Consider the following 24,951-nt stretch of genomic DNA (forward strand, 5'->3'; position numbering starts at 1 on the left):
TTCGGTGTGAGGCGGCGGGGGCAACCGGTGAACGCACGCCCAACGAAGAGCGAGGGCTTCACGAAGCCCGGGCCCGAGCGTCACCCGGCCCGCACGGCGACCCGCCCTGGGGTGCGCCGCACGCGGAAGTCCCCTAGTCTCGACAGACCTGACGGGTAGTCAGCATAGGGAAGTGGCGCGGTGATGATCGACACCCTGGACCGGCGGGTCGCCGAGGGCGAGGAGCGCATGCGGCTGGAGGTCACTGGTTCCGGCGTCGGCGTGCTCACCCTGTGCCGGGCCGACCAGCTGAACGGCTGGAGCTGGGAGGCCAGCCGCCAACTCGGCCTGATGGCGGACCGCATCCGCTTCGACGAGTCGGTCAAGGTGGTCCTGCTGCGGGCCGAGGGGCGGGCCTTCTGCGCCGGGATCGACGTCACCGCGCCCGGCGGCGCCATCACCGGACGCTCACCGGCCGAACGCACCCACCGCTACTACGAGGGCATCCGCTGGGCCCACGAGCGCTTCGCCGCCTTCGCCCGGCTGCCGCAGCCCGTGGTCGCCGCGGTGCAGGGCTACTGCCTCGGCTTCGGCTTCGAGCTGGCGCTGATGGCCGACATCCGCATCGCCGCCGACGATGCCGTCTTTGCGCTGCCGGAGACCGGCATCGGGGTGGCCGTCGACGCCGGGGGCGATCTGCGGATCGCGCGCGACGCGGGCGCGGGCTGGGCCAAACTGCTCGCCCTCACCGGCCGCCGCATCGACGCCGCCACGGCCGAACGCATCGGCCTGCTCCAACAGGTCGTGCCCCTGGGCGAGTTGGAGGAGGTCGCCGGCGAGGTGGCGGCCGACATCGCCGCCAACGCGCCTCTGGCCGTGCGCTCGGTCAAGCGGGCGATCGACGCGTTCGCCGACGCGGGTCTCGCCGAGGCGCTCGACCGCACGGCCCTTGCCGCGGCCCTCACCCTCACCTCCGAGGACGCCCGCGAGGGTTATGCCGCCAAGGCCGCGCGGCGTCCCGCGGCCTTCGAGGGGAAGTGAACCGGGCTACCGCCCGACCGGCCCCCGGCCCAGCTGCTCGCGCACCGTGCTCACGGGCGGTGTCACCAGGGTGCGCCGCTGCCAGTTCGCGCCGTCCACCACCAGGGTGTGGCCGCTGATGAAGCGGGCGTAGGGGGAGGCGAGGAAGGTGGCGGCCCAGCCGAGCTCGCGCGGCTCTCCCACCCGCAACGCGGGCTGACGCAGCGCCAGTTCGCCGTCGTCAGCGGCCCGGTCGAGACTCGCGCGGATCGGCTCCGGGAGGTCCGGGTGCGGCATCAGCCCGGGCACCAGCCCGTTGACCTGGATCCCGTACGGGCCCCACTCCACGGCCAGCGTCTCGACCAGGTTGCGCACGCCCGCCTTCGCCGCGGCCGAGTGGGCGTGCCCCGGGCCGCCGGTCCAGGCGTACGAGGCGCCGATGCTGATCACCGAGCCGGGGGTGCCGGCCGCCAAGTGGCGGCGGGCGAACTCGCGGGTCATGAACCACGTGCCGGTCAGGGTGATGTCCAGCACCGCCCGCCAGGCGTTCGGCGACAGGTCCTCGGCCGGAGAGGGGAAGTTCGCGGCCGCGTTGTTGACCAGCACGGCCGGGAGGCCGAGCGCGGATTCGGCCGCGTCGAAGACCTCCGCGATCCGCTCCGGGTCCCGGATGTCGCACACCGCCACCGCCACCCGCCCGCCGAGCCCGCCCAACTCCTTCGCGGCGGCGTCGAGCCGGTCCCCGGAGCGGCCCACGATCATGAGATCGGCACCCAGCCGCGCGAATTCGGCCGCCATCGCCCTGCCGAGCCCCGACCCGCCGCCGGTCACCAGGACCACGCTGCCCTCGTACGTGCCGGGCGGCAGCGCTCGGGTGCCGAGCGGGGGAGGGGCGGGCAGTCCGGGGTGCGCGGGACGCGGCGGCTGTGCGGCGGTGTCGTCCATGGCGCCTCTCTATCGGCTGCCGCCCGAAACCGCCATGGCCGTGCGGCACCGGGCTCGGGTCCGCACGTCCACGTGTCCCCAGGAGCGGCCCGGCCGGGGCGAGCCCTTTCCCCCGGGGCAAGCGACCGCTTAGTATGCATCGGAGCAGTGGAACGTACTCAGCGGTACGCAGCCGTATCGCGCCCGGCGTGTGGAGGCCCCGAATGCAGGCATGGCGAGTGCACGAGAACGGCGAGCCGGGCGAGGTGATGCGGCTCGAAGACGTGGACCGGCCGGTGCCGGGTGCGGGCCAGGTGCTGCTGCGGGTGCGGGCCGCGAACATCAACTTCCCCGACGCGCTGCTCTGCCGCGGCCAGTACCAGATCCGGCCGCCGCTGCCGTTCACGCCGGGCGTGGAGATCTGCGGCGAGACCGAGGACGGCCGCCGGGTGATCGCCAACCCGGCGCTGCCCCACGGGGGCCTCGCCGAGTACGTCGTCGCCGACGAGGCGGCCCTGCTGCCCGCGCCCGACGCCCTGGACGACGCGGAGGCCGCGGCCCTGCACATCGGGTACCAGACCGGCGTGTTCGGGCTGCACCGGCGGGCGCACCTCCAGGAGGGCGAGACGCTGCTCGTGCACGCCGCCGCCGGGGGAGTGGGCAGTGCGGCCGTGCAACTCGGCAAGGCCGCGGGAGCCCGCGTCATCGGAGTCGTCGGCGGACCCGAAAAGGCTGCGGTGGCACGGGAGTTGGGGTGCGACGTGGTCATCGACCGGCGCACCGACGACATCGTGGCGGCAGTGAAGGGGGCGACCGGCGGGCGCGGCGCCGACGTCATCTACGACCCGGTCGGAGGCGACGCGTACGCGAAGTCCGCCAAGTGCGTCGCCTTCGAGGGCCGGATCGTGATCGTCGGCTTCGCGAGCGGATCCGTACCGGCGCCCGCGCTCAACCACGCGCTGGTGAAGAACTACTCGATCCTCGGGCTGCACTGGGGGCTGTACGCCCAGAAGGACCCGGCGTCGATCGCGCGCTGCCACGAGCGGCTGACCCGGCTCGCCGCCGAGGGCGCGATCAAGCCGCTCATCAGTGAGCGGGTCCCGCTGAAGGACGCCGCGGCCGCCGTGCAGCGCGTCGCCGACGGCACGACCACCGGCCGCGTGGTCGTCCTGACGGACGGAGCCGCCCGATGACCGACGCCGCCGAACTCCGCGCACGGGTACGCGAGTTGCTCGCCGCGCACCCGCCCGCCACGACCGAGCCCCTCGACTTCCTCAAGGCCCGCTTCGACGCGGGGCTCGCCTGGGTGCACTACCCGGTCGGCCTCGGCGGTCTGGACGTGCCGCGCTCCCTGCAAGCCGTCGTCGACGCCGAACTCGCCGCCGCCAAGGCGCCCGACAACGACCCCCGCCGCATCGGCATCGGCCTCGGCATGGCCGCTCCGACCGTCCTCAAGTACGGCACCGAGGAGCAGAAGCGGCGCTTCCTGCGGCCCCTGTGGGTGGGCGAGGAGGTCTGGTGCCAGCTGTTCAGCGAGCCCGGCGCGGGCTCCGACCTCGCGGCGCTCGGCACCCGGGCCGTACGCGACGGGGACGACTGGGTGGTCGACGGGCAGAAGGTGTGGACCTCCAGCGCCCACCTCGCCCGCTGGGCCATCCTCATCGCCCGCACCGACCCCGGCCTGCCCAAGCACCAGGGCATCAGCTACTTCATCTGCGACATGACCGACCCGGGCGTCGAGGTGCGGCCGCTGCGCCAGATCACCGGCGAGGCCGAGTTCAACGAGGTGTTCCTCACCGGCGTGCGCATCCCCGACGCCCACCGGCTCGGGGGGATCGGCGAGGGCTGGAAGGTCGCCCAGACCACCCTCATGAACGAGCGGGTCTCCATCGGCGGCATGCGCATCCCGCGCGAGGGCGGCATGATCGGCCCCGTCGCCCGGACCTGGCGCGAGCGGCCGGAACTTCGCACCCACGACCTGCACCAGCGCCTGCTCACCCTGTGGGTGGAGGCCGAGGTGGCCCGGCTCACCGGTGAGCGGCTGCGCCAGCAGCTCGTGGCGGGTCAGCCCGGCCCCGAGGGCTCGGGCATGAAGCTCGCCTTCGCCCGCCTCAACCAGGAGATCAGCGGCCTGGAGGTCGAACTCCTGGGTCAGGACGGCCTGTTGTACTCGGACTGGACCATGCGCCGGCCCGAACTCGTCGACTTCACCGGCCGCGACGCCGGATACCGCTACCTGCGCTCGAAGGGCAACTCCATCGAGGGCGGCACGAGCGAAGTGCTCCTGAACATCGTCGCCGAACGCGTCCTCGGCCTGCCCGCCGAGCCGCGCAACGACAAGGACGTCGCCTGGAAGGACCTGTCCCGATGACAGCACAGACCGACGAAGCAGCCGCCCCGGACCTGCTGTACTCGGAGGCCGAGGACGACCTCAGGGCCGCCGTGCGCTCCCTGCTCGCCGACCGCACCGACACCCCCGCCGCGCTCGCCCGCGCCGAGTCGGACGCGCCCTACGACCCGGAGCTGTGGCGCTCGCCCGGCGCCGGGATGGGGCTCGCGGGGCTGCTCGTGCCCGAGAAGCTCGGCGGGCAGGGCGCCTCGCACCGCGAGGCCGCCGTGGTCCTGGAGGAGATCGGCCGCGCGGTGGCTCCCGTGCCGTACCTCACGAGTTCGGTGGTCGCCACCGAGGTGCTCCTCGCGCTGGACACCGAGACCGAGGAAGTGGCCTTCCTGGTACGGGAGTTGGCGTCCGGTGCGCGCACGGCGGCCCTCGTCGTGCCGTTCTCGGCCGGACCGCACACGGTGCGGCTGCCGGGAGCCCTCGCCGGGACCGTCACCGCGGTCGCCGACGCGGCCACCGCCGACGTGCTCCTGGTGCCGACCGAGGAAGGCCTGTACGCCGTCGACGCGAGCGATGCGGCCGTCACCGCGCTCACCCCGCTCGACCTGACCCGGCCGCTGGCCTCCGTGGGTCTCGACGGCGCGGTCGGGACGCTGCTGGCCGACGCCGAGGCGACGTCCGCCGCCGTGCGCCGGGGGCTGCTCGCCGGGGCCGGACTGCTGGCCTCCGAGCAGCTCGGGGTCGCCGAGTGGTGCCTGACCGAGACGGTGGCGTACACCCGCGAACGCAAGCAGTTCAACCGGCCGGTCGGCTCCTTCCAGGCGCTCAAGCACCGGATGGCGCAGCTCTGGCTGGAGGTCGTCTCGGCGCGGGCCGCCGCACGCAACGCCGCCGACGCGCTCGCCACGGGCAGCCCCGAGGCGCCCCTCGCGGTGGCCGTCGCCCAGGCGTACTGCGCCCAGGTCGCCGTGCACGCGGCGGAGGAGTGTGTGCAACTGCACGGCGGCATCGGCATGACGTGGGAGCACCCGGCCCACCTCTACCTCAAGCGGGCCAAGTCGGCGCAGATCGCGCTCGGTTCGGCCGGTGAGCACCGCGCGGCCCTCGCGGAACTGATCGACCTGCGCGCGCCCTGACCGGCAGCCGGGGGTCGCCCGCGCGAGGCCATCGGCCGCCCCCGGCAAGTCGCCGCTCCCCCCTCACTGTGTCCGGCCCCGGTCCGTGTTCTGCGCGCGGGCCGGGGCCGCTGCTTTTGACCACTCCTTTGCCCACGGGTTTAATTGCGATTTGTTCGCAATAGCAGTTGATCTTCAGTAAGGGGTGTGGGCCGCATGTCCGCCCGTTCCATACGCGCCACGGCCGCCGCCGTGCTGGCCGGGGCGCTCGCCGTCGGCACGGCCGCCTGCTCGAACCCGGGCGGCGCCACGGGGGGCGGCAAGCGGGACTCCGCGGTCGTCGGCATCGCGTACGAACCCGAGACGCTCAGCCCGCTGCTCGGCTACGGCAAGGACGGCAACTCCAAGCTCTTCGACGGGCTGCTCACCCTCGACGCGGACATGAAGCCGCGGCCCGCTCTCGCCACCGCGCTGCCCGAGGTGAGCGCGGACCGGCTGACCTACACCTACCGGCTGCGCCAGGGCGTGAAGTTCAGCGACGGCAAGCCGTTCTCGGCCAAGGACGTCGTCTTCACCTACACGAAGATCCTCGACCCGAAGACCAACAACCCGTCCAAGGGCGAGCTTGACGCGGTCAAGTCCGTCGAGGCCAAGGGCGACGACACGGTGGTCTTCACCCTCAAGTACCCCTACGCGCCCTTCGCGCAGCGCACCGTCCTGCCCATCGTCCCCGAACACGTCGCGGCCCAGCAGGACGTCAACTCGGGCGCCTTCTCCAGCGCCCCGGTCGGCACCGGCCCGTACACCCTCACCAAGTGGTCCAAGGGCGAGAAGATCACCTTCGCGGCGAACCCGTTGTACTGGGGCGGCGCGCCCGCCGTGCGCAAGTTCACGATGGCGATCGTCAAGGACGACGACGTGCGCGCGACCCGGCTGCGCGCCGGCGACCTCGACGGCGCGATCCTGCCGCCCAACCTCGCCAAGACCTTCAAGGGCGACCACGGCAAGAAGACGTACGCGGCCAAGACGTACGACTACCGCAACGTCACCCTGCCCACCGGCAACAAGGTCGCCGGGGACACGGCGGTGCGCCGGGCCCTCGACCTGGCCGTCGACCGCCAGGCCATGGTCGACCGCATCCTGGAGGGCGCGGGCAAGCCCGCCTACGGCCCGGTGCCCACCGGCAGCGAGTGGTTCGCCGCGGGCACCGAACGCGCCCACGACCTGGCCGGGGCGCGGAAGATCCTGGACGACGCGGGCTGGAAGCCGGGGCCCGACGGCATCCGCGAGAAGGACGGTGTGAAGGCCGCCTTCCCGCTGTGGTACCTCTCCGGCGACAAGCTCCGCCAGGACCACGCCCTCGCCTTCGCCTCCGACGCCAAGAAGGCGGGCATCGCCGTCACCACCCAGTCCGGCACCTGGGAGGTCATCGAACCCCGCATGAAGCAGGACGCGGTCCTGGCCGGCGGCGGCTCCCCGGGCGACCCGGACTTCGACCAGTACAACCTGCTCAAGTCCTCGCTCGCGGGCGACGGCTTCAACAACATGGCGTCGTACGCCAACAGCGTCGTCGACACGGCCCTCGACGACGCCCGCAAGAGCGGCGACCGCGCCGTCCGCAAGAGCGCGTACGACACCGTCCAGCGCGAGCTCGTGAAGGACCCCGGCTACACCTTCCTCACCCACGTCGACCACCTCTACGTCGTCAACGACCGGTGGGACGGCCTGTCCACGCAGGTCGAGCCGCACGACCACGGTCTCGCGTCGGGCCCGTGGTGGAACGTCGAGAAGTGGGCACCGAAGAAATGAGCCGCCCCCTCGCCTGGGCGGCGATGGGCCGCATGACGGGACGGCGGCTGCTGGCGGCCGTCCCCGTCCTGCTCGCCGTCACCTTCGGCGTCTTCGCGGTCGCGGCAGCGTCCCCCTTCGACCCCGTCAAGGCGTACGCGGGCACCGCGGGACTCACCGCCTCGCAGGCCGACCTGGACCAACTGCGCGCCAACCTCGGCGTGGACCAGCCGCTCGTCCGACGCTGGTGGGACTGGCTGACCTCGGCCCTCACCGGCGACCTCGGCGACTCCAGCGCGCTGCGCCAGCCCGTCGCCGACGTCATCGCCGAGCGCATCGGCTGGTCCGCCCTTCTGGCCACCGCCGCCTTCGCCGTCGCGATCCTGCTCGGCACCGCGCTCGGTGTGCTCGCCGCGCGCCGCCGCGGCGGCCTGCTCGACCGCTGCGTCAGCTCGGCCGCCTACACCCTCGAAGCGGCCCCCGCCTTCTGGCTCGGACTGCTCGCCATCTGGTTCTTCGCCCTGAAACTGGGCGCGCTGCCGGCCGGCGGCCTCACCGACACCGCGAGCGACACCCTCACCGCCGGGCAGGTCGTCAGCCACCTGGTGCTGCCCGCCGGAGTGCTCGGCCTGTCCCAACTGCCCTGGTTCTTCCTGTACGTACGCCAGGGAGTCGGCGACGCGCTGGCGGAGGACCCGGTGCGCGGGGCACGGGCGCGCGGACTCGCCGAGCGCACCGTCCTGACCGGCCACGCCCTGCGCTCCGGCATGCTCCCCATGCTGACCCTGATCGGGTCCCGCGTCCCCGAACTGATCACCGGCGCGCTCCTCGTCGAGACGGTCTTCAGCTGGCCGGGCATCGCCGCCGCCACCGTGCAGGCCGCGACCTCCGTGGACTTCCCGCTGCTCGCCGCCCTCACGGTGCTCGCGACCGCCGCCGTACTCCTCGGCAACCTCCTCTCCGACCTCCTGTACGGACTCGCCGACCCGAGGGTGGGATTCGATGGCTGACCCGCGTCCCGGCCGCTCCACCCGCACCGTGCGGATACGCGTCTCGGCCGTCATCCTGGCCGTCGTCGTGCTCGCCGTCGTCCTCGTGCCGCCCCTCGCCCAGCTCGACGAACAGGCCGTCGATCTCGCCCGAAGGCTCCAACCCCCTTCCTGGGAGCACCCGTTCGGGACCGACGACGTGGGGCGCGACCTGCTGCTCCGCTGCGTGTACGGACTGCGCGTCTCGCTCCTCGTGGGCGCCGTCGCCGCGCTCGCCGCCACCCTCATCGGCACCGCGGTCGGTGCGGCGGCCGGAGCCTTCGGCGGCTGGACCGACCGGGTCCTGATGCGGCTCGTCGACACCTTCTCGTCCGTACCGCACCTGCTGCTCGGCATCTTCGTCGTCGCGATGTTCCGTCCCGGGGTGTGGCCGGTGGTGGTGTCGGTCGCCCTGACCCACTGGCTGTCGACGGCCCGCATCGTGCGCGCCGACATCCTGTCCCTGCGCTCGCGGCCCTACATCGACGCGGCCATCTCGGGCGGCGCCTCCCGATGGCGGGTGACGGTCCGTCATCTGCTCCCGGGGGTGGTGCCCCAGGCCGGTCTCGCGGCGGTTCTCATGGTGCCGCACGCCATGTGGCACGAGTCCGCGCTGTCCTTCCTCGGTCTCGGCCTGCCCGCCCACCAGGCGAGCCTCGGCACCCTCGTCCAGAGCGCACGCGGCTCGCTGCTCGCCGGGGACTGGTGGCCCACCCTCTTCCCGGGCCTCCTCCTGATCGTCCCCACCCTCGCCATCGCGGGCCTGGCCGGAGCCTGGCGGGAACGGCTGAGCCCGCGCCGCCGATCGGAGCTGATGCTGTGAGCGCGCACGCGCTGTCGGTGCAAAACCTCACCGTGCGGTTCCGGATGCGCGGCGGCGGGCACGTCGCCGCCGTCACCGAGGCCTCCTTCGACGTGGCGGCGGGGGAGTGCCTCGCACTCGTCGGCGAGAGCGGCTGCGGAAAGTCCGTCCTCGCCTCCGCGCTGCTCGGCCTGCTGCCCGCCAACGCCGAGTCACAAGGCGCCGCCCTGCTGGACGACGGAACCGACCTGCTCAGTACCGACGAGCGGCTGCTGGCCCGCACGGTGCGCGGGCGGCGCGTCGGCCTCGTCCCGCAGAGCCCGGCCGCCCACCTCACCCCGGTACGCACCGTGCGCAGCCAACTCGAAGAGACCGTAAGGGAGTTGAGGCGTGTCCCGCGCGACGAGCTGCGCGCCGCGGCGCAGGCTGCCGCCGGGCGGGCGGCCTTCCCCGCCGACCACCTGGACCGCTACCCGCACGAACTGTCCGGCGGACTCGCCCAGCGCGCCGCGACCGCCCTCGCCCTCGTCGGTGACGCGCCCCTGCTGCTCGCCGACGAACCGACGACCGGACTCGACCGGGCACTGGTCGAGCGCACGGCCGACGAACTGCGCCGCACCGTCGACGAGGGCCGCGCCCTGCTGATGATCACGCACGACCTCGCGGCGGCGGCCCGGATCGCGGACCGAGTCGCCGTCATGTACGCGGGCCGCATCGTCGAACTCGCCGACGCCACCAGGTTCTTCGGCGAGCCGGGTCCCCTGCACCCGTACGCTCGTGGTCTGCTCGATGCCCTGCCGGAACGATCCTTCCTGCCCATCCCCGGGATGCCGCCGGAGCTCGGAGACCTTCCGGCGGGGTGCGCGTTCGCACCCCGCTGCGACCGGGCCGACGCGCTCTGCGGCACCCAGCCGCGGTTCGACGGCCGGGCCGCCTGCCACCACGCCCACGCGGAGGACCCCAGCCGTGCTTGAGCTCAGCAACATCACCGCCGGCTACGAGCGGGGCAAGCCCGTCGTGCGGGACGTGAGCCTGGCCGTGGCCCGCGGCGAGGCGGTCGGCCTGCTCGGTCCCAGCGGCTGCGGCAAGTCCACCCTGGCCCGGGTCGCGGCCCTGCTGCACCGGCCCGACGCGGGCACGGTCGTCCTGGACGGCACCACGGTCGTCGACTACCGCCACCGCGCCCCGCGTGCCCTGCGCACCACCGTCGGCGTCGTCTTCCAGTCGCCCCGGCTCTCCGCCGACCCGAGGCTGCGGCTGCGCGACGTGATCGCGGAGCCGCTGAAGGCGACCGGCCGGCGCATCGAGATCCGCGAGCGGGTCGACGAACTCGCCCACGCGGTCGGCCTCGGCGGCGACCTCCTGGCCCGGGGTGCCCACGAGGTCAGCGACGGCCAGCTCCAACGCGCCTGCCTGGCCCGTGCGCTGGTGCTCCGCCCGCGCCTGTTGATCTGCGACGAGATGACCGCCATGTTGGACGCCTCGACGACCGCCGCCCTCGTCGCGGCCGTGGAGAACTACCGCCGCGAGACCAAGGCGTCCCTGCTGGCCGTCGGCCACGACCAAGTCCTCCTCGACCGCTGGTGCGACCGCACGATCAACTGGTCGGCCCCGCCGGCGGCCTGATCCCGGCACGCCGAACGCGGCCCGGCCCGAACACGACACCCCGCGGCGCGCTCTGTGCGCCGCCGGGACCGACCGGCTCGACACCTGCGCCCCCGCGGACCCGATGCCTGCCTTCGCGCACCCCGCCCCGCGGGGCGAGCCACGCTCCGATGGAGGCCCGGCGACCGCGGTGCGCCTTCGGGGTCACACGCAGTCAACACCCGTACGGCGGACATGTCTTGAGCCGGTCCGCGGTGCCTCCTGAGCCACACTGACGCCCGAATGCCGCAATTCCGGCGCGGCGGAGGAGGCTCGTCATGGCTGTTTCGATCTCGGTGGTGCTGTTGCTGCTGGTCCTCGCGGTGATCTTCCTACGGAGCGGGGGACTCAAGCCCTCGCACGCGATCGTCTGCGCCCTGCTCGGTTTCTTCCTGGCGGGTACGAGCATGGCCACGACCATCCAGGACGGACTCAACGCGACGGCGGGTGTGGTCGGTAGCCTCAAGCCATGACCAAGGCTTGCCGGAAGATCACCGCCGAGGAGCGGCGCGCCCGCCTCGGCGCCCGCCACCTGCTCGCCCCCGCGGCCCGGGCCGCCACCCCGGAGGCGGTCGCCGAGGCGGTGCTCGGCCTGCACGCCACCGACCCCGCCTCCGTCTACCTCAGCGTGGCCGCCCGGCTGCGAACCCCGTCCGTGGCGGACCTGGAGCGCGCGCTGTACGAGGACCGGACGCTGGTGCGGATGCTCTGCATGCGGCGCACCATGTTCGTGGTGCCGCGCGAGCTCGCCCCCGTCGTGGACGCGTCGACCGCCCGCGCGGTGGCCGCCCGCGAACGCAGGAACCTCGTCAAGGTCATCCAGGAGCAGCTCGGCTTCGACGAGCACTGGTTCGCCGCGACCGAGGCCGCGGTGCTGGCCGCCCTAAACCGGCGCGGTGAGGCTACGGCGGCCCAACTGGCCGACGACGTACCGGACTTGAAGTCCCAGATCGTGCAGTCCGAGGGCAAGCCGTACGAGGCCCGGCCCCGCATCACCAGCCGCTTCCTCGGGGTGATGGCCGCCGAGAGCCGCATCCGGCGCGGTCGTCCGCTGGGCACCTGGGCGTCGAGCCAGTACCGCTGGGTCGCGGCCGAGCCGCATCCCGAGCTGCCCGTCGACGAGGCCAAGGCCGAGCTCGCCGCCCGGTACCTGGCCGCCTTCGGCCCGGCCACCACCGAGGACGTGAAGTGGTGGACCGGCTGGACCCTCACCGACACCCGCAAGGCGCTGGCCCGCACCGAAGCGGTCGAGGTCGAACTCGACGAGGGCCCGGCCCACGCCCTGCCCGCCCAGTTGGAAGCGCCCGCCGCGCCCGAACCCTGGGCCGCGCTGCTGCCCGCCCTCGACCCGACCCCGATGGGCTGGCGCCACCGCGACTGGTACCTCGACGCCGACCACAGCGACCAACTCTTCGACACCAACGGCAACATCGGCCCCAGCGTGTGGTGGAGCGGCCGCATCGTGGGCGGCTGGGCGCAGCGTCCCGACGGCGAGATCGTCACCGAACTCCTGACGACCGCGGGCCTGGGCCGTGAGGCCCGCGCCGCGATCGACGCCGAAGCCGGGCGCGTGGCCGCGTTCTTCGACGGCGTCCGCATCAAGCCGAGCTTCCGCACTCCTCTGGAGCGCCGCCTCGCCACCTGACAGGTGCCCAACGCCGGGTTCAGATGAGCCGGGACCGGATGAGGAACCGCACCCCTTCCGGCGCCTCCAGCGAGAACCCGCTGCCGCGTCCCTCCACCACGTCGACGATCAGCCGGGTGTGCCGCCACAGCGCGTACTGGCTCGCCGACATCCAGAACGGCACGGGCTCCTCGACGCCCGCCACGTCGAGGGAGGCGAGCAGGACGTCCGAGCCGCCGGTGCGGAACTCGCCGTCCGGATAGCACATGGGCGCGCTGCCGTCACAGCAGCCGCCCGACTGGTGGAACATCAAAGGACCGTGCGCGGCCCGCAGCGTGCGGAGCAACTCGGCTGCGGCGGGCGTGAGTTCGACCGGCGGCGCGTCGGTTGCCGGGTCCGGTCCCGAACGATCGGCGGGTGTCATCGCTCCCTCGCTCCTCCGGTCGCACGACGGCCCCCTGCGGGCCGCGGCCGCGCGGATCCGGCGGCCACACCCCACCATGCGGGTGGTTGCGAGCGGGTTGCAACCACCCGGCGACCGGGGGCCTGGCACCACCCCCTTACGGGCCCCAGGCCTCCTGACCGGGCCCGCCCCCCTGCCCCAGGATCGTGAGCGACAGATCCGTACGGCCAGAACAGAAGGCAGGGGGCTCGGAGATGACCGGTCACACTCGGCGGAACGTGCTGCGGGGCACGGCGGCGGTCGCACTGGCGGGAGGGGCCGGGGCGCTGCTCGGCGGGCGGGTCGCCGCAATCGCCCCGGCCGCCTCCGCGACCGCGGCCGGCAGGCCCTTCAGCGAGGGGGCCTTCGCGCCGGCGGCGCGGGAGTTGACGGCGTTCGGCCTGCCCGTCACCGGCCGCGTCCCGCGCGAACTGAACGGCCGCTACCTGCGCAACGGCCCCAACGCCTGCGGCATCGAGGACCCGTTGGCGCACCACTGGATGATCGGCCCCGGCATGGTGCACGGCGTCCGGCTCCGGGACGGCCGCGCCGAGTGGTACCGCAACCGCTGGGTCCGCTCGGCCGCCGTCGCCCAGCGGCTCGGCGAGCCGTACCGGGGCAGGGCGCCCGAGGACGACTTCGCCTGCAACACCCATGTCATCCCGTACAAGGGCCGCATCCTCGCCCTCCAGGAGGGCGGGCCGCTGCCGTACGAGCTCGACGGCGAGCTCAACACCGTGCGTCCCCACGACTTCCGCGCCACGCACAGCGGCTCCTTCGCCGCGCACACCAAGTACGACGCCCACGCGGACGAGCTGCACGCCATCGCGTACTACCCGACCTGGGACCACGTCCGCCACATCGTCGTGGACCGCACCGGGAGGGTGACCCGGACGACGAGGATCCCGATGCCCGCGGGCTCGATGGTGCACGACTTCGGGCTCACCGAACGGCACGTCGTGGTCATCGACATCCCCATCTCCTTCGACGCCGAGGCGGCCCGCGGCGGCGCGATCGTCCCCTATGTGTGGGACGAGCACCACACGGCGCGGGTGGGGGTGATGCCGCGCGAGGGCGGCCCGGTCCGCTGGTTCGAGGTGGACCCCGTCTACTACTCGCACACGCTCAACGCCTACGACGAGGGTGCGACGGTGGTCATGGACCTCACCACCTACCCGGCGCCGTTCTTCGTGGCGGGGCGCGGCTCGGGCGGCCCCGCCGCGACCGGCACACCCGCCCTCGACCGCTGGACGATCGACCTGGAGCACGGCCGCGTCCACCAGCGCCGGATCGACGACCGGCCCCAGGAGTTCCCCCGCGTCAACGAGGCGATGGTGTCCAGGCGCCACCGCTACGGCTACTCGGCGGCCGCCGCCGAGTTCTTCGCCGCGTACGAGTCCGTCGACGGCGTCCCGCCGGACCGGGCCTTCAGCAGCGCCCTGATCAAGCAGGACCTGCTGCGCGGCACCTCCCAGGTGCACCGGCTGCCGAAGGCGGCGGCCGCGGGCGAGGCCGTGTTCGTGCCGCGGGCGGCGGGCGACCGCCACGCGGCCGAGGACGACGGGTACGCGCTCGCCTACGTCCACAACCCGGAGCGCGGCGCGAGCGACCTGGTGATCCTGGACGCCCGGGACTTCACCGCCGCGCCGGTCGCCCGCGTCCATCTGCCGGGCCGGGTACCCCTTGGTTTCCACGGCAGTTGGGTACCCGACGCCTGAGCCTGGTTCAGATGAGGTCCATCGCCGCCACCTCGTCGGGGCTGCCGTAGCTGACCGGGCCCTGGAAGCGCCGACGGGCGGTGGCGAACCACCAGACGGTGGCGATGAGCAGGACCACGCCGAGCGCGATCGGGGCGTAGTTGAAGTTGTCGGTGGTGATGGGGGAGACCTGGGGCAGCATGAACAGGACGCTGCTCAGCACGATCCAGATCACGGCGACGGCCGCGACCGGCCTGCCGTAGCGCCCCAGGTTCCACGGGCCGGGCTCGAAGTCGTCGAGGCGCAGCCGCAGGAAGATGGGCACGCCGTACGCCAGGTAGAGGCCGACGACGTTGACGCTCACGATGGCGGTGAAGGCGGTGTGCGACCACCAGCCCGGGACGATCAGCACCAGCGCGCACCCCGCGGCCAGCCAGACCGCCTTCACGGGGGTGCGGGTGCGCAGCGACACCGAGTGCCACCAGTGCGATCCCGGCATTGCCCCGTCGCGCGAGAAGGCGAAGATCTGGCGGGTGTTGCTCGTCATGTTGGCCAGACCGCAGAACAGCATGGCGCCGATCACGATCAGCAGGAGCAGCTTGGCGGTGCCCATGCCCAGCGCGTCGACGAGGATCTGCACCGGAGGCGCCGCCGCGCCGATCTCGCCCGCGTAGTCGCGGATCGCGTACACCAGGGCGAGCATGAGGACGAGGCCCGCGAGCGCCGAGTAGACGATCGCGCGCATGATGCCCTTGGGCGTGTTGACGGTGGCCTTCACCGTCTCCTCGGACATGTGGAAGCTGCCGTCGAAGCCGGTGAACGTCCAGCTGGTGACCAGCAGTCCGAGCATTGCGGCGTACAGCCCGTTGCCGAAGCCGGTGCTGTTGACGAAGTGGGTCGCGTACGAGAGCGACTGGTGCGAGGAGGGCTTCACGGTCAGGGCGACGACGATCACCACCATGCCGATCAGGAGCCACCACACGGAGATCCGGTTCACCACGGCGACCAGCTGGACGGTGTAGGTGTTGGCGAGCGCCTGGACCAGGAGGATCGCGGTGGCGATGCCGACCGTCTGCTGCGGGGTGGCCTCGTAGGAGGGCCACTGCATCGCGACGAAGGCCTGGATGAAGGTGGCGGCGGCGTAGTTGGTCGCGGCCGTGCCGCCGACCTGGCCGACGAAGTTCAGCCATCCCGTGTACCAGGACCAGGCGCCGCGGTGGCGCTTGGCGAGCTTGCCCGCGGAGAAGTACAGCGCACCGCTGGTCGGGTAGGCGGAGGCGATTTCACCCATCGCGGCGCCCACGAACAGCACCATGACGGAGACGCCGATCCAGCCGAAGACGAGAATGCGCGGACCGCCCGCGCCCATTCCGAAGCCGAATGCGGAGAAGATTCCGGAAATGATGTTGATGATGGTGAAGGATATGGCGAAATTGTCGAAGGCGTGGAATCTCCGGGTGAGTTTCCGTGGATATCCCATCGCATGCAGCGTGGCGTCGTCGTCGAATGCCGCGGAGGTTTCCCGGGGTCGGCTCGGTGAACGGGTGTGGGACGTGCGCTCGGACACAGTGGCAACCTTTCCTTGGGGGTGAAAAGACGCGTAGGTCGTGCGGGCGGGTGGAGAGATCGTGGTCAGGCGGGTGCGGGGGTCGGCAGTCCGCAGGAGCGCCTGGCCCTGGTCAGCTGTTCGCCGGGGTCGCCGAACGCGCTCCACGGCATGCGGGAGGCATAGGGGCCCATGGCCGTGAGGACCTCGCGTGCCTCGAATTCCCGCCCGGCCATGTACAAAGCGTGTGCCAGATACGCGAGGTCGAGGACCGGGGTGAACCGGTAACTCGCCGTCTGCGGAAACCAGTTGTGGTAAATGCCGAGCGTGGTCGTCGCCCATTGCGGCTGCTGCCAGGTCTGGTCGGCGAGGAGCGCGTTCGGGTCGTAGTCCTCAACGAGCGCGACGAGCGGCAGCAGCCGCAGCGCGGAGGTGGCGGGCGCCCGGTGGCTGAGGAAGGAGGCCACGTCCCAGCGGGCGCTGGCCGAACCGCCGTGCCGCGTGAAGAAGCAGGCCAGAAAGCGGTGGTGGGCCTCGCGGTGCCAGGGGTCGAGGCGCAGGACATGGGCGAACATCTGCCACGGGCCCGGCGGCGCGGTCAGCAATCCTCTGGGCGCCGGATCGCGGGGGCCGTCGATGCGGGCCAGGGCGAGCTGGGCGACCCACGGGGTCGGGTCCTGGGGCAGCAGCCGTGCCGCGCGCACGCAGGCGGCCTGGGCTATCCGCAGCAGGGCGCCCGCGCGCGGGTCGCCCGCGTCGGCCGTGCGCAGGGCGCGGATCATCGCCACGCGCGCGCCCAACAGGGCCGCTTCCGGGCCGGGTTCCTCGGCCATCCAGCGCTCCGCCAGGTCCGAGTCCGCGGCTTCCGAGGCCAGGACCAGGGAGCGGTGGGCCCGCACCTCGAAGTCGCCGCGCGCCTCTTTGAGGACGTTGTGGGCCCCCAGGTAGCGCCCCGCCCGCACGTCCGTGCAGGCGCGGGCCAGCTCGCGATCGTCGGCCGCCGGATGCCACACGTAGTGTCCCTCGAACGAGCCGGCAGCCACGATCCTCTCCCCGTCCCCGCAGACGACACCCTGCGCCCTACGAATTCCAGCCATGCGGAATTCCGCCGGAGGACGAGCTCTTCCGCAGGTTCACCGACAGCGACCCACACCTTACTCAACCTTTAGACCTGTCGAAACTCGCCGCCCGGAATATCTGGTTCCGTGCCTTTTAGGGATGCGGTTCCCATCCGCGAATCGCTGGCCTTCCTCGCTGGTTTTCGGTGGCGCATTCCCGCCGGTGTGGCAGGTGCGTATGTATTCGGCATATTCGGGGCCGAAGGTCCACGCGGCGGCGGGGCGCCCTGCGTGGGCCGTGTGCGGGGGCCGTGACAAAAGTCCAAGGCCGGTCGACGGATGTCCGTGGACGGTGCGCCGCGGGGTGCACAGACTGCCCAGCACGCGGTCGGCCACGCCGCCGGCGAGCGCGTCACCGCTCCCGCACGCGGGGGCCGTCACCGAAGGAGCGCCCGTGTCCTCCCCCACCCTCAGAGCAGTCGCCGCCGTCGGCGCCGCGGTGCTGGCACTGGCCGCCGCCGTCGCGCCGCCCGCCGCGGCCGCGTCACCCGGCGCGACGTACACCGTCAGCGTCGGATCCCCGGTGCCGTACGCGCACCCGACGGACACCCCCGCCTCGCCCTACGTCGACAAGGACGGCACGTTCTACTTCCAGCAGTCCGCCGCCCTGTACGGGGCGAAGGACCCCCGGTACTGGGACTTCTTCACCGGCACCGACATGGACAGCGCCACGCGGTCGGGGGCGATCAGCGACGCGGTGAACCCCGCCAATCCCAACGACAGGAACAACGACACGACCTGGCGCTGCAACAACAGCCCGACCGGCCTGGAGGCCACCTACGCGGTGGGCAACGCCGGTTACTCGCAGAAGAACTACTGCGACCTGTCCGGGGTGTGGGTCGACCCGGACACCGGTGACTGGTACGGCCTCGTGCACAACGAGTTCACCCCGGCGCCGTTCTCCGACGGCATCCACTTCGACGCGATCGACTACGCGGTGTCCAAGGACCAGGGCCGCACCTGGACCATCAAGGACCACGCGATCACCTCGCCGTACAGCACGAAGCGCGGCGACACCGCGCAGTTCCCCCATCAGACGTACTCCTACGGCGACGGCGACCAGCGGCTGTTCGCCGACACCGCCTCGGGCTACTTCTACGTGTACTACGGCTCGCGGATCGTCGCGAAGGGCGGCAACTGGGAGGACAGCCTCGCGCACGTGGCGCGGGCGCCGATCTCCTCGAAGATGGCCCGGGGCTCCTGGCAGAAGTGGTACGACGGCCACTGGTCGCAGCCGGGGGTGGGCGGCCTGGAGAGCAACATGGTGCCGGTCGACGCCTCCAGCTCCACCGGCTACACGCCGGTCGCGGGTGACTACGACCCGGCCAACGCGGGCACCGTGAGCCAGCAGATCGCGGCCGGTCAACTGCCCACGAAATCACCGCTGTTCGTCATGAACATCACCTACAACGCCTACCTCGGGCTGTACATCGGAGAGCCCGAGGCGGTCAACGGGACGGCGCCGCAGCGCTTCTACGCCACCGACGACCTCGCGAGCCAGAAGTGGCGCCTCATCGGCGACACCGGCGGCTACACCAACAACTCCTGGTACCGCTGGTTCCTCGACGGCGCCAACCGCACCAACTCCACCATCGTGGGCAAGACCTTCCGCTCGTACTGCTCCATCGACTGCCAGGGCGGCGCCTCCGGAGAGTACGTGGACGTCACGGTGGGCTCCTCCGCTCCGGCCGCGCCCCCCGTCGACGTCACCAAGTCCTACCGGATCGCCAGCGCGGAGGGCCGCGTGCTGGCGCAGGTCGCCGGAGGATCGTCGACGACCTCGGGCGCGGCGACCGGATCCGCCCTGGAGTCCTGGGTGTTCACCGGCAACGGCGACGGCTCGTACCGCATCGCCAACGCCTCCACGGGCCGGCTCCTGGGCGTGCCCGCCACCTCCAAGGCGGGCCGCGCCTGGGGCGCGAAGCCGACGCTGAGCGCCATGGGTGCGGGCGGGGCCACGGTCGGCCAGCAGTGGTTCGTGGTGCCGGTGGCCGCCACCGGGTCGTTCCGCCTGGTCAACCGCTACAGCGGTCTGGTGATCGGCCTGTCCGCGCGGTCCGGCCGGCTCGCCGAGACCACCCCGACCCGCACCTGGACCGACACCACCGGCAGCGCGGTCGGCGGATCCCGCAGTGCCGCCGAGCAGACCCTGACCCTCACCCCCACCGGCTCCGCGAGCGGCGGTTCCCTGGACGGCACCCACACGCTGGTGGCCTCGGGCAAGTCCCTCGACGACCCCGGCCACTCGACGGCCCAGGGCACCCGGCTCATCACCTGGAGCCCCAACGGGGGCGGCAACCAGAACTGGGTCTTCACCCGGCAGCCCGACGGCGACTACCAGATCGTGAACGGCGAGTCGAAGCTGTGCGTCGACGTGAGCGACGGCTCCACCGCGGCCGGGGCCGAGGTGATCCAGTGGGCGTGCACCGGCGGCGCCAACCAGCGCTGGACGGTCACCGCCCTGCCCGGGGGCGGCTGCACGATCGCGTCCCGGTCCAGCGGGCTGCTGCTCACGACGGCCTCCACGGCCGACGGCGCGCTCGTCACCCAGCAGCCCGACACCGGCTCCGCGCTCCAGCACTGGGCCATCGGCTGAACACGGCCGGGGCCGGTCGTCGTCCCGGCGGAAATGCGGCGACCGGCCCCGGCGTGCCCCGCCGGGCACGGGAAGGGAGCCACTTGAACGATCAAAATCGGGGTGGGGTTAGCATATGAGCGCCGCCTAGCTCGAAAGATGAACCTGTGACTGTCAATGACGACTCGTTCACCAACTGGAAGAACCGCGAGGAGATCGCGGAGTCGATGATCCCCCTCATCGGGAAGCTGCACCGCGAGCGGGACGTCACGGTCCTACTGCACAGCCGCTCCTTGGTGAACAAGTCGGTGGTCAGCCTTCTGAAGACCCACCGATTCGCCCGCCAAATAGCCGGCGAGGAGCTCTCGGTCACCGAGACGCTGCCCTTCCTGCAGGCTCTGACCACCCTCGATCTCGGCCCCTCCCAGATCGACATCGGCATGCTCGCCGCGACGTACAAGGCGGACGACCGCGGCCTGTCGGTCGAGGAGTTCACCGCGGGCGCCGTCGTCGGCGCCACCGGGGCGAACAAGATCGAGCGCCGTGAGGGCCGCGACGTCGTCCTGTACGGCTTCGGCCGCATCGGCCGGCTCGTCGCCCGCCTGCTCATCGAGAAGGCCGGCTCCGGCAACGGCCTGCGTCTTCGCGCCATCGTCGTGCGCGGCGGCGGCGAGGCCGACCTCGTCAAGCGCGCCTCGCTGCTGCGGCGCGACTCCATCCACGGCCAGTTCCAGGGCACCATCACGGTGGACGAGGCGACGAGCACCATCGTCGCCAACGGCAACACCATCAAGGTGATCTACGCGAACGACCCGTCCGAGGTCGACTACACGGCGTACGGCATCAAGGACGCCATCCTCATCGACAACACGGGCAAGTGGCGCGACCGCGAGGGGCTCTCGAAGCACCTGCGCCCCGGCATCGACAAGGTCGTCCTGACCGCCCCGGGCAAGGGCGACGTCCCGAACATCGTCCACGGCGTCAACCACGACACCATCAAGCCGGACGAGCAGATCCTGTCCTGCGCCTCGTGCACCACCAACGCGATCGTCCCGCCGCTGAAGGCCATGGACGACGAGTACGGGGTGCTGCGCGGCCACGTGGAGACCGTCCACTCGTTCACCAACGACCAGAACCTGCTGGACAACTACCACAAGGCCGACCGTCGCGGCCGTTCCGCGCCGCTGAACATGGTCATCACCGAGACCGGTGCCGCCTCCGCCGTCGCCAAGGCGCTGCCGGACCTCAAGGCCCCGATCACCGGCAGCTCGATCCGTGTTCCGGTCCCGGACGTCTCGATCGCCATCCTCAGCCTGCGCCTGGGCCGCGAGACCACCCGTGAGGAAGTCCTCGACCACCTCCGCGACGTCTCGCTGCACTCGCCGCTCAAGCGCCAGATCGACTTCACCACCGCGCCCGACGCCGTCTCGATGGACTTCGTCGGCTCGCGCCACTCCTCGATCGTCGACGCCGGCGCGACCAAGGTCGACGGCGACAACGCGATCCTCTACCTCTGGTACGACAACGAGTTCGGCTACTCCTGCCAGGTCATCCGCGTCGTCCAGCACGTGTCCGGGGTCGAGTACCCCACCTTCCCGGTGCCGGTGCTCTGACGTACCGACCCGCTGACCTGGAGGGCGACCGGATGTGAGGGCATCCGGTCGCCCTCCGGCCGTACCGGGGCCCGGCGGGCCCCTGTCCCCGATGCCGCCTATCGTGAAAAGCGCAAGACCGAAGCGGCGTCGCGCGGGCAGGTGCATCGTGAACGGGTCCGGCATCGATTACGAGGCGGTGTTCCGGGCCCTGCCGGGACCGGTGGCCCTGCTCACCACCGAGCTCGTGTACGCCGAGGTCAACGATGCCTTCCTGGAGGCGTCGGGCCGGACCCGGGAGCAGGTCGTCGGCCGGTACCTCTTCGACGTCTTCCCCGACAACCCCGACAATCCGGCCGCGAGCGGGATGCGCAACCTGGGCGCGTCGCTGCGCCGGGTGGCTCGGACCGGTGAGCGCGACACCATGGCGCTCCAGCGCTACGACGTGGAGGACCCCCACCGGCCCGGCGAGTGGGAGGAGCGGTACTGGAGCCCCGTCAACACCCCCGTCCTGGGCGAGGACGGCGAGGTGGTGCTGATCCTGCACCGGGTGGAGGAGGTCACCGAGCTCATGCGCGCCCGCGGCACGAGGGGCGCGGCGGACGGGGACCGCGCCAGGGTCCTGGAGGCCGAGCTGTACACACGGGCCCGGGAGCTCCAGGAGGTCAACGAGCGGCTGCGGCGGGCGCACGCCCGCGAACACGAGGTTGCCCTGTCCCTGCAGGCCGCGATGCTGCCCGCGCCGGGTCCGCTGGAGGGGCGCAGTGCCGCGGTGCGCTACCGGCCCGCGGTCGGCGCGCTCCATGTGTGCGGGGACTGGTACGACCTGGCGGAGCTGCCCGGCGACCGGCTCGCGGTCGCGGTGGGCGATGTCGTCGGGCACGGGCTCGCGGCCGCCGGGGTGATGGGCCAGCTGCGCAGCGCCCTGAGCGCGGCCTCCCGGGTGGCCGAGGGCCCGGCCCGGGCCCTCGACGTGCTCGGTCTGTACGCCCGCTCGGTGGCGGGCGCCGAGTCCACGACCGCGTTCCTGGCCGTCGTCGACTGGAACCGGCACGCCCTCACCTACAGCAGCGCGGGCCATCCCCCCGCGGCGCTCCTGCACCCGGACGGCACGGTGGAGTTCCTCGACGGGGCGACCGACCCTCCGCTCGGCGCCCGCCCCGAGCCGGTGGCCCGCCCCCAGGCGAGCGCGGCCTTCGCCCCCGGCGCGCGTCTCGTCCTGTTCACCGACGGACTGATCGAGCGCCGCGACGAGGACATCGACACGGGTCTGCGCAGGCTCGCCGACTCCCTCGCCCGCCACCACGGAGCCGACCCGGAATCCCTGGCGGACGCGATCCTCGCGGACCTGCTTCCCTCCGGCGGCGTCACCGACGACACGGCGTTGATCGTCATCGGCCTGTGAGGCGCTGCCCCCGGCGCGGGAGGCCGGTGCAGGGCATGCGTCCGCCCGGGACCGCACCCCGTCGGTCCCGGGCTGACGGATCGTCAGGCGGCCCCGTTACCAGTAGTGCCGCCGTCCGCCCACGGCGTGCCCGACCGAGCCCAGGAGCCACAGGATGGCGCCGATGACCAGCAGGATGATGCCGATGGTCCACAGGATGGAAATGCCGGCCACGTAGCCGACGACGAGCAGGATGATTCCGAGGACGATCATGATGTCCTCCGATCTCGCGAAGGGGTCCAGCTCCTGGTTCAAGAGTAGATCCGAGTTCCTCCCGGCGTACCGGTCGAGTCCGGCCGACCTGAGCGGCCCTGCCCCGCTAGGCGCTGGTCGTCAACCGGAGCTGGACGTCGACCTCCTGGTCACCGGCCACGCGGCCCGCCGTCTCGACGGCGAAGGCCGCCCCCAGGGCCCGGCGCAGCCGGTCCACCGCCACCGGTCCGCCCTGCAGCTCGGCCGTGACGGGCCCGGCCAGCAGCACCCCGGGTACCTGGTCCGGGGCGTGGTCGGCGACGAAGCTCCCGGTCCAGGCGTCGGGCCGCGGGCCGCCGCGGCGACCGGGCACGGCGTCGGCGCGGTCGGAGGCGAAGCACGAGGCCAGCACCCCGAAGACCGCGTCCGCGTCGGCCGCGGAGCACTCGCCGAGCATGACCTGCACCAGATCCGGGGAGTCGGCGCCGCTGCCCGGGGTGGCGGAGGGGGAGGAGTCGTTCACGGTGTTCTCCGTACGTCGGTGGGAAGGGCCCTGCCCCGAAGGCCACGCGCCCGCCTGGTCGGCTCGGCGGTACGGCGGCACTGCCGACGAAGCCGCCCGGGCGCGCGGCCGATGGCTTCCCCCAGGTACCCGCCATCGGAGCGGGCACGCAACCAGGGAGCGCCTGATGGAGGACAGGAACGTCCGGCCTCGGCCCGGAAGGTTTCGGGCGCCGAGGGGAGGCAACCCGGCCCGGCAGGCACGTCATCCCGCAAGGAGTCGTCGTGGTCTTCGTAGCCGTTCTGCTGCCCCATCTGATGCTGGTGGCCGTGCTCGCCCTCGGCCGGTACGAGGAGTTGGTGCTGGGCGGCGGCGATCTTGCCGCGGAGCCGGGCGAGCGCCATCTGGCGGCCGTACCGGATCTGCCGCCCGAGGAGCCCGCCGCGGGGCTGGCCCCGGCGGAGGAGGCGGCGCGGACCGCGCGCGAGAGGCCCGCGGTCCGGCGCCGGCACGCCGCGTGACCCGCCCGCGCGGAGCCGCGAGATGTCGTGGGCACCGAATGGCGGCATGATCGGCAGAGGGCGGCAGGCCCCTTGCACGGCGGAACGAGAGGCATGGACCCATGGCACGTGCGGCACTGTTCGACGTCGACGGCACGCTCGTCGACACCAACCACCTGCATGTGGTCACGTGGTGGGAGGCCCTGCGCCAGGCGGGGCACGACGTGGCGATGCACGACATCCACCGCGCCATCGGGCTCGGCTCCAAGGATCTGCTGGAGCACCTGCTCGGCGAGGACCGCGACCCCGACGAGGACGACGACCTCAGCGCCGCGCACACCGCCCTGTACGGGGCCTACTTCGAGCGACTGCCCGCGCTTGACGGCGCCCGGAAGCTGCTGCACGTGCTGGCCGCCCGCAACTGGCGCATCGTGCTGGCCACTTCGGCCGGGGGACCGGAGCTGAAGGCACTGCGTCGCGCCATCGACGCCGACGACGTCATCGCGGGCGTGGCCAGCGCGGACGACGTACCCGAGGGCAAGCCCGCCCCGGATCCGGTCCGGCGGGCGCTGGAACTGGCCGAGGCAGAGGCCGGGGAGGCGGTGTTCGTCGGCGACACGGTGTGGGACATGAAGGCGGCGCGGGCGGCGGACGTACGCGCCGTCGGGCTGCTCTCCGGCGGAATCGCCCGCGCCGACCTCGAAGAGGCCGGCGCCCTGGTGGTCTACGGCGACACCGCCGACCTGCTCTCCCGCCTGGACACCAGCATCTTCGCCCAGATGAACCGCTGACAGGCGGGACCCCGGACCGGGGACGGCGCGACATGGGAGCGGTCGGCTCCGGGTGGCCGGGGACGCCGCCCCGGCGTTCGCCCCGATCAGTCGTCGGCCGCCTCTTCCTGTGCTTCCTCGTTCGGTGTCAGAGCGTCTCCCGCCTCGCCGTCGTGGGCGTCCTCGCGGTCGGGCCCCTTGATGCCGCGTGTCTCCGCCTCCTCGAACTCCTTGAGCACTTCGTCGAGGGCGGTGTCGGCGTGCGCCTCGGACGGGCTGCCGGGGTCCTGCTGGTGCGGGTGGGTCAT

General features: G+C 72.5%; 24 protein-coding genes. 17 read left to right on the top strand and 7 right to left on the bottom strand.

Annotated features, from left to right (window positions below; all coding sequences use genetic code 11):
• Positions 1–183: 183 nt before the first annotated feature.
• Positions 184–1,020: an enoyl-CoA hydratase/isomerase family protein gene (locus AC07F3_RS04545; RefSeq protein ID WP_479110376.1), complete on the top strand. Its 837-nt coding sequence runs from the start codon at positions 184–186 to the stop codon at positions 1,018–1,020.
• Positions 1,021–1,026: 6 nt separating this feature from the next.
• Here AC07F3_RS04545 and AC07F3_RS04550 read toward each other — a convergent pair whose 3' ends face one another.
• Positions 1,027–1,944: an SDR family oxidoreductase gene (locus tag AC07F3_RS04550; protein WP_479110378.1), complete on the bottom strand. Its 918-nt coding sequence runs from the start codon at positions 1,942–1,944 to the stop codon at positions 1,027–1,029.
• Between the two features lie 203 nt (positions 1,945–2,147).
• Here AC07F3_RS04550 and AC07F3_RS04555 point away from each other — a divergent pair, with 203 nt between their 5' ends.
• The 10 genes from AC07F3_RS04555 (at position 2,148) to AC07F3_RS04600 (ending at position 12,286) form a co-directional block, all read left to right on the top strand.
• Positions 2,148–3,116: an NADPH:quinone oxidoreductase family protein gene (locus tag AC07F3_RS04555; protein ID WP_479110379.1), complete on the top strand. Its 969-nt coding sequence runs from the start codon at positions 2,148–2,150 to the stop codon at positions 3,114–3,116.
• On the top strand, positions 3,113–4,294 hold the full coding sequence (locus AC07F3_RS04560) for an acyl-CoA dehydrogenase family protein (protein WP_479110381.1): 1,182 nt from the start codon (positions 3,113–3,115) through the stop codon (positions 4,292–4,294). Before AC07F3_RS04555 ends, AC07F3_RS04560 begins: the two co-directional genes overlap by 4 nt.
• Positions 4,291–5,400, top strand: a complete 1,110-nt coding sequence (locus AC07F3_RS04565) for an acyl-CoA dehydrogenase family protein (protein ID WP_479110383.1) — start codon at positions 4,291–4,293, stop codon at positions 5,398–5,400. Before AC07F3_RS04560 ends, AC07F3_RS04565 begins: the two co-directional genes overlap by 4 nt.
• A gap of 195 nt (positions 5,401–5,595) precedes the next feature.
• Positions 5,596–7,188: an ABC transporter substrate-binding protein gene (locus AC07F3_RS04570; RefSeq protein ID WP_479110385.1), complete on the top strand. Its 1,593-nt coding sequence runs from the start codon at positions 5,596–5,598 to the stop codon at positions 7,186–7,188.
• Entirely contained in the window at positions 7,185–8,177 is a 993-nt protein-coding gene (locus tag AC07F3_RS04575; RefSeq protein ID WP_479110626.1) for an ABC transporter permease, read from the top strand. Before AC07F3_RS04570 ends, AC07F3_RS04575 begins: the two co-directional genes overlap by 4 nt.
• Positions 8,170–9,018, top strand: coding sequence for an ABC transporter permease (locus tag AC07F3_RS04580; protein ID WP_479110387.1), 849 nt, complete (start codon positions 8,170–8,172; stop codon positions 9,016–9,018). Before AC07F3_RS04575 ends, AC07F3_RS04580 begins: the two co-directional genes overlap by 8 nt.
• On the top strand, positions 9,015–9,971 hold the full coding sequence (locus AC07F3_RS04585; protein ID WP_479110388.1) for an ABC transporter ATP-binding protein: 957 nt from the start codon (positions 9,015–9,017) through the stop codon (positions 9,969–9,971). Before AC07F3_RS04580 ends, AC07F3_RS04585 begins: the two co-directional genes overlap by 4 nt.
• Positions 9,964–10,623: an ABC transporter ATP-binding protein gene (locus tag AC07F3_RS04590; protein WP_479110390.1), complete on the top strand. Its 660-nt coding sequence runs from the start codon at positions 9,964–9,966 to the stop codon at positions 10,621–10,623. Before AC07F3_RS04585 ends, AC07F3_RS04590 begins: the two co-directional genes overlap by 8 nt.
• Before the next feature lie 296 nt (positions 10,624–10,919).
• Positions 10,920–11,114 (top strand): hypothetical protein, encoded by a 195-nt coding sequence (locus AC07F3_RS04595; RefSeq protein WP_114037699.1) that lies wholly within the window; start codon positions 10,920–10,922, stop codon positions 11,112–11,114.
• On the top strand, positions 11,111–12,286 hold the full coding sequence (locus AC07F3_RS04600; protein WP_479110392.1) for a winged helix DNA-binding domain-containing protein: 1,176 nt from the start codon (positions 11,111–11,113) through the stop codon (positions 12,284–12,286). The genes AC07F3_RS04595 and AC07F3_RS04600 overlap by 4 nt, the downstream gene beginning before the upstream one ends.
• A gap of 19 nt (positions 12,287–12,305) precedes the next feature.
• On the opposite strand, the gene AC07F3_RS04605 is transcribed toward AC07F3_RS04600, so the two are convergent.
• Positions 12,306–12,689, bottom strand: a complete 384-nt coding sequence (locus AC07F3_RS04605; RefSeq protein WP_479110394.1) for a DUF779 domain-containing protein — start codon at positions 12,687–12,689, stop codon at positions 12,306–12,308.
• Positions 12,690–12,922: 233 nt separating this feature from the next.
• Between AC07F3_RS04605 and AC07F3_RS04610 the strand changes: the two genes are divergently transcribed.
• Positions 12,923–14,425: a carotenoid oxygenase family protein gene (locus AC07F3_RS04610; RefSeq protein WP_479110396.1), complete on the top strand. Its 1,503-nt coding sequence runs from the start codon at positions 12,923–12,925 to the stop codon at positions 14,423–14,425.
• Between the two features lie 7 nt (positions 14,426–14,432).
• Here the strand turns inward: AC07F3_RS04610 and AC07F3_RS04615 are convergent, their stop codons facing one another.
• Together AC07F3_RS04615 and AC07F3_RS04620 are read right to left on the bottom strand one after the other, a co-directional pair.
• Positions 14,433–15,884 (bottom strand): amino acid permease, encoded by a 1,452-nt coding sequence (locus AC07F3_RS04615; RefSeq protein ID WP_479110398.1) that lies wholly within the window; start codon positions 15,882–15,884, stop codon positions 14,433–14,435.
• 152 nt (positions 15,885–16,036) lie between these two features.
• Entirely contained in the window at positions 16,037–16,993 is a 957-nt protein-coding gene (locus tag AC07F3_RS04620) for a hypothetical protein (RefSeq protein WP_479110400.1), read from the bottom strand.
• Positions 16,994–17,462: 469 nt separating this feature from the next.
• Between AC07F3_RS04620 and AC07F3_RS04625 the strand changes: the two genes are divergently transcribed.
• From AC07F3_RS04625 to AC07F3_RS04635, 3 genes are all read left to right on the top strand, one after another.
• Positions 17,463–19,664 carry an RICIN domain-containing protein gene (locus tag AC07F3_RS04625; protein ID WP_479110402.1) on the top strand — a complete coding sequence of 734 codons (2,202 nt, stop codon included), beginning with the start codon at positions 17,463–17,465 and terminating at the stop codon, positions 19,662–19,664.
• A 146-nt stretch (positions 19,665–19,810) separates the two neighbouring features.
• Positions 19,811–21,256 carry a glyceraldehyde-3-phosphate dehydrogenase gene (locus AC07F3_RS04630; RefSeq protein ID WP_479110404.1) on the top strand — a complete coding sequence of 482 codons (1,446 nt, stop codon included), beginning with the start codon at positions 19,811–19,813 and terminating at the stop codon, positions 21,254–21,256.
• A 148-nt stretch (positions 21,257–21,404) separates the two neighbouring features.
• Entirely contained in the window at positions 21,405–22,640 is a 1,236-nt protein-coding gene (locus AC07F3_RS04635) for a PP2C family protein-serine/threonine phosphatase (RefSeq protein WP_479110406.1), read from the top strand.
• 96 nt (positions 22,641–22,736) lie between these two features.
• Here AC07F3_RS04635 and AC07F3_RS04640 read toward each other — a convergent pair whose 3' ends face one another.
• Together AC07F3_RS04640 and AC07F3_RS04645 are read right to left on the bottom strand one after the other, a co-directional pair.
• Entirely contained in the window at positions 22,737–22,892 is a 156-nt protein-coding gene (locus tag AC07F3_RS04640) for a DUF6131 family protein (RefSeq protein WP_189389669.1), read from the bottom strand.
• Between the two features lie 106 nt (positions 22,893–22,998).
• A complete protein-coding gene (locus tag AC07F3_RS04645) occupies positions 22,999–23,394 on the bottom strand; it encodes a hypothetical protein (RefSeq protein ID WP_479110408.1) in 396 nt (131 codons plus the stop codon).
• Between the two features lie 263 nt (positions 23,395–23,657).
• Between AC07F3_RS04645 and AC07F3_RS04650 the strand changes: the two genes are divergently transcribed.
• Together AC07F3_RS04650 and AC07F3_RS04655 are read left to right on the top strand one after the other, a co-directional pair.
• Complete coding sequence (locus AC07F3_RS04650) at positions 23,658–23,894, top strand: hypothetical protein (protein WP_479110410.1); 237 nt, start codon at positions 23,658–23,660, stop codon at positions 23,892–23,894.
• Between the two features lie 101 nt (positions 23,895–23,995).
• Positions 23,996–24,664, top strand: a complete 669-nt coding sequence (locus AC07F3_RS04655; protein ID WP_479110412.1) for an HAD family hydrolase — start codon at positions 23,996–23,998, stop codon at positions 24,662–24,664.
• A gap of 86 nt (positions 24,665–24,750) precedes the next feature.
• Here the strand turns inward: AC07F3_RS04655 and AC07F3_RS04660 are convergent, their stop codons facing one another.
• Positions 24,751–24,951 (bottom strand): hypothetical protein, encoded by a 201-nt coding sequence (locus AC07F3_RS04660; RefSeq protein ID WP_479110414.1) that lies wholly within the window; start codon positions 24,949–24,951, stop codon positions 24,751–24,753.

It is taken from the genome of Streptomyces sp. NPDC045846 (assembly GCF_056431605.1).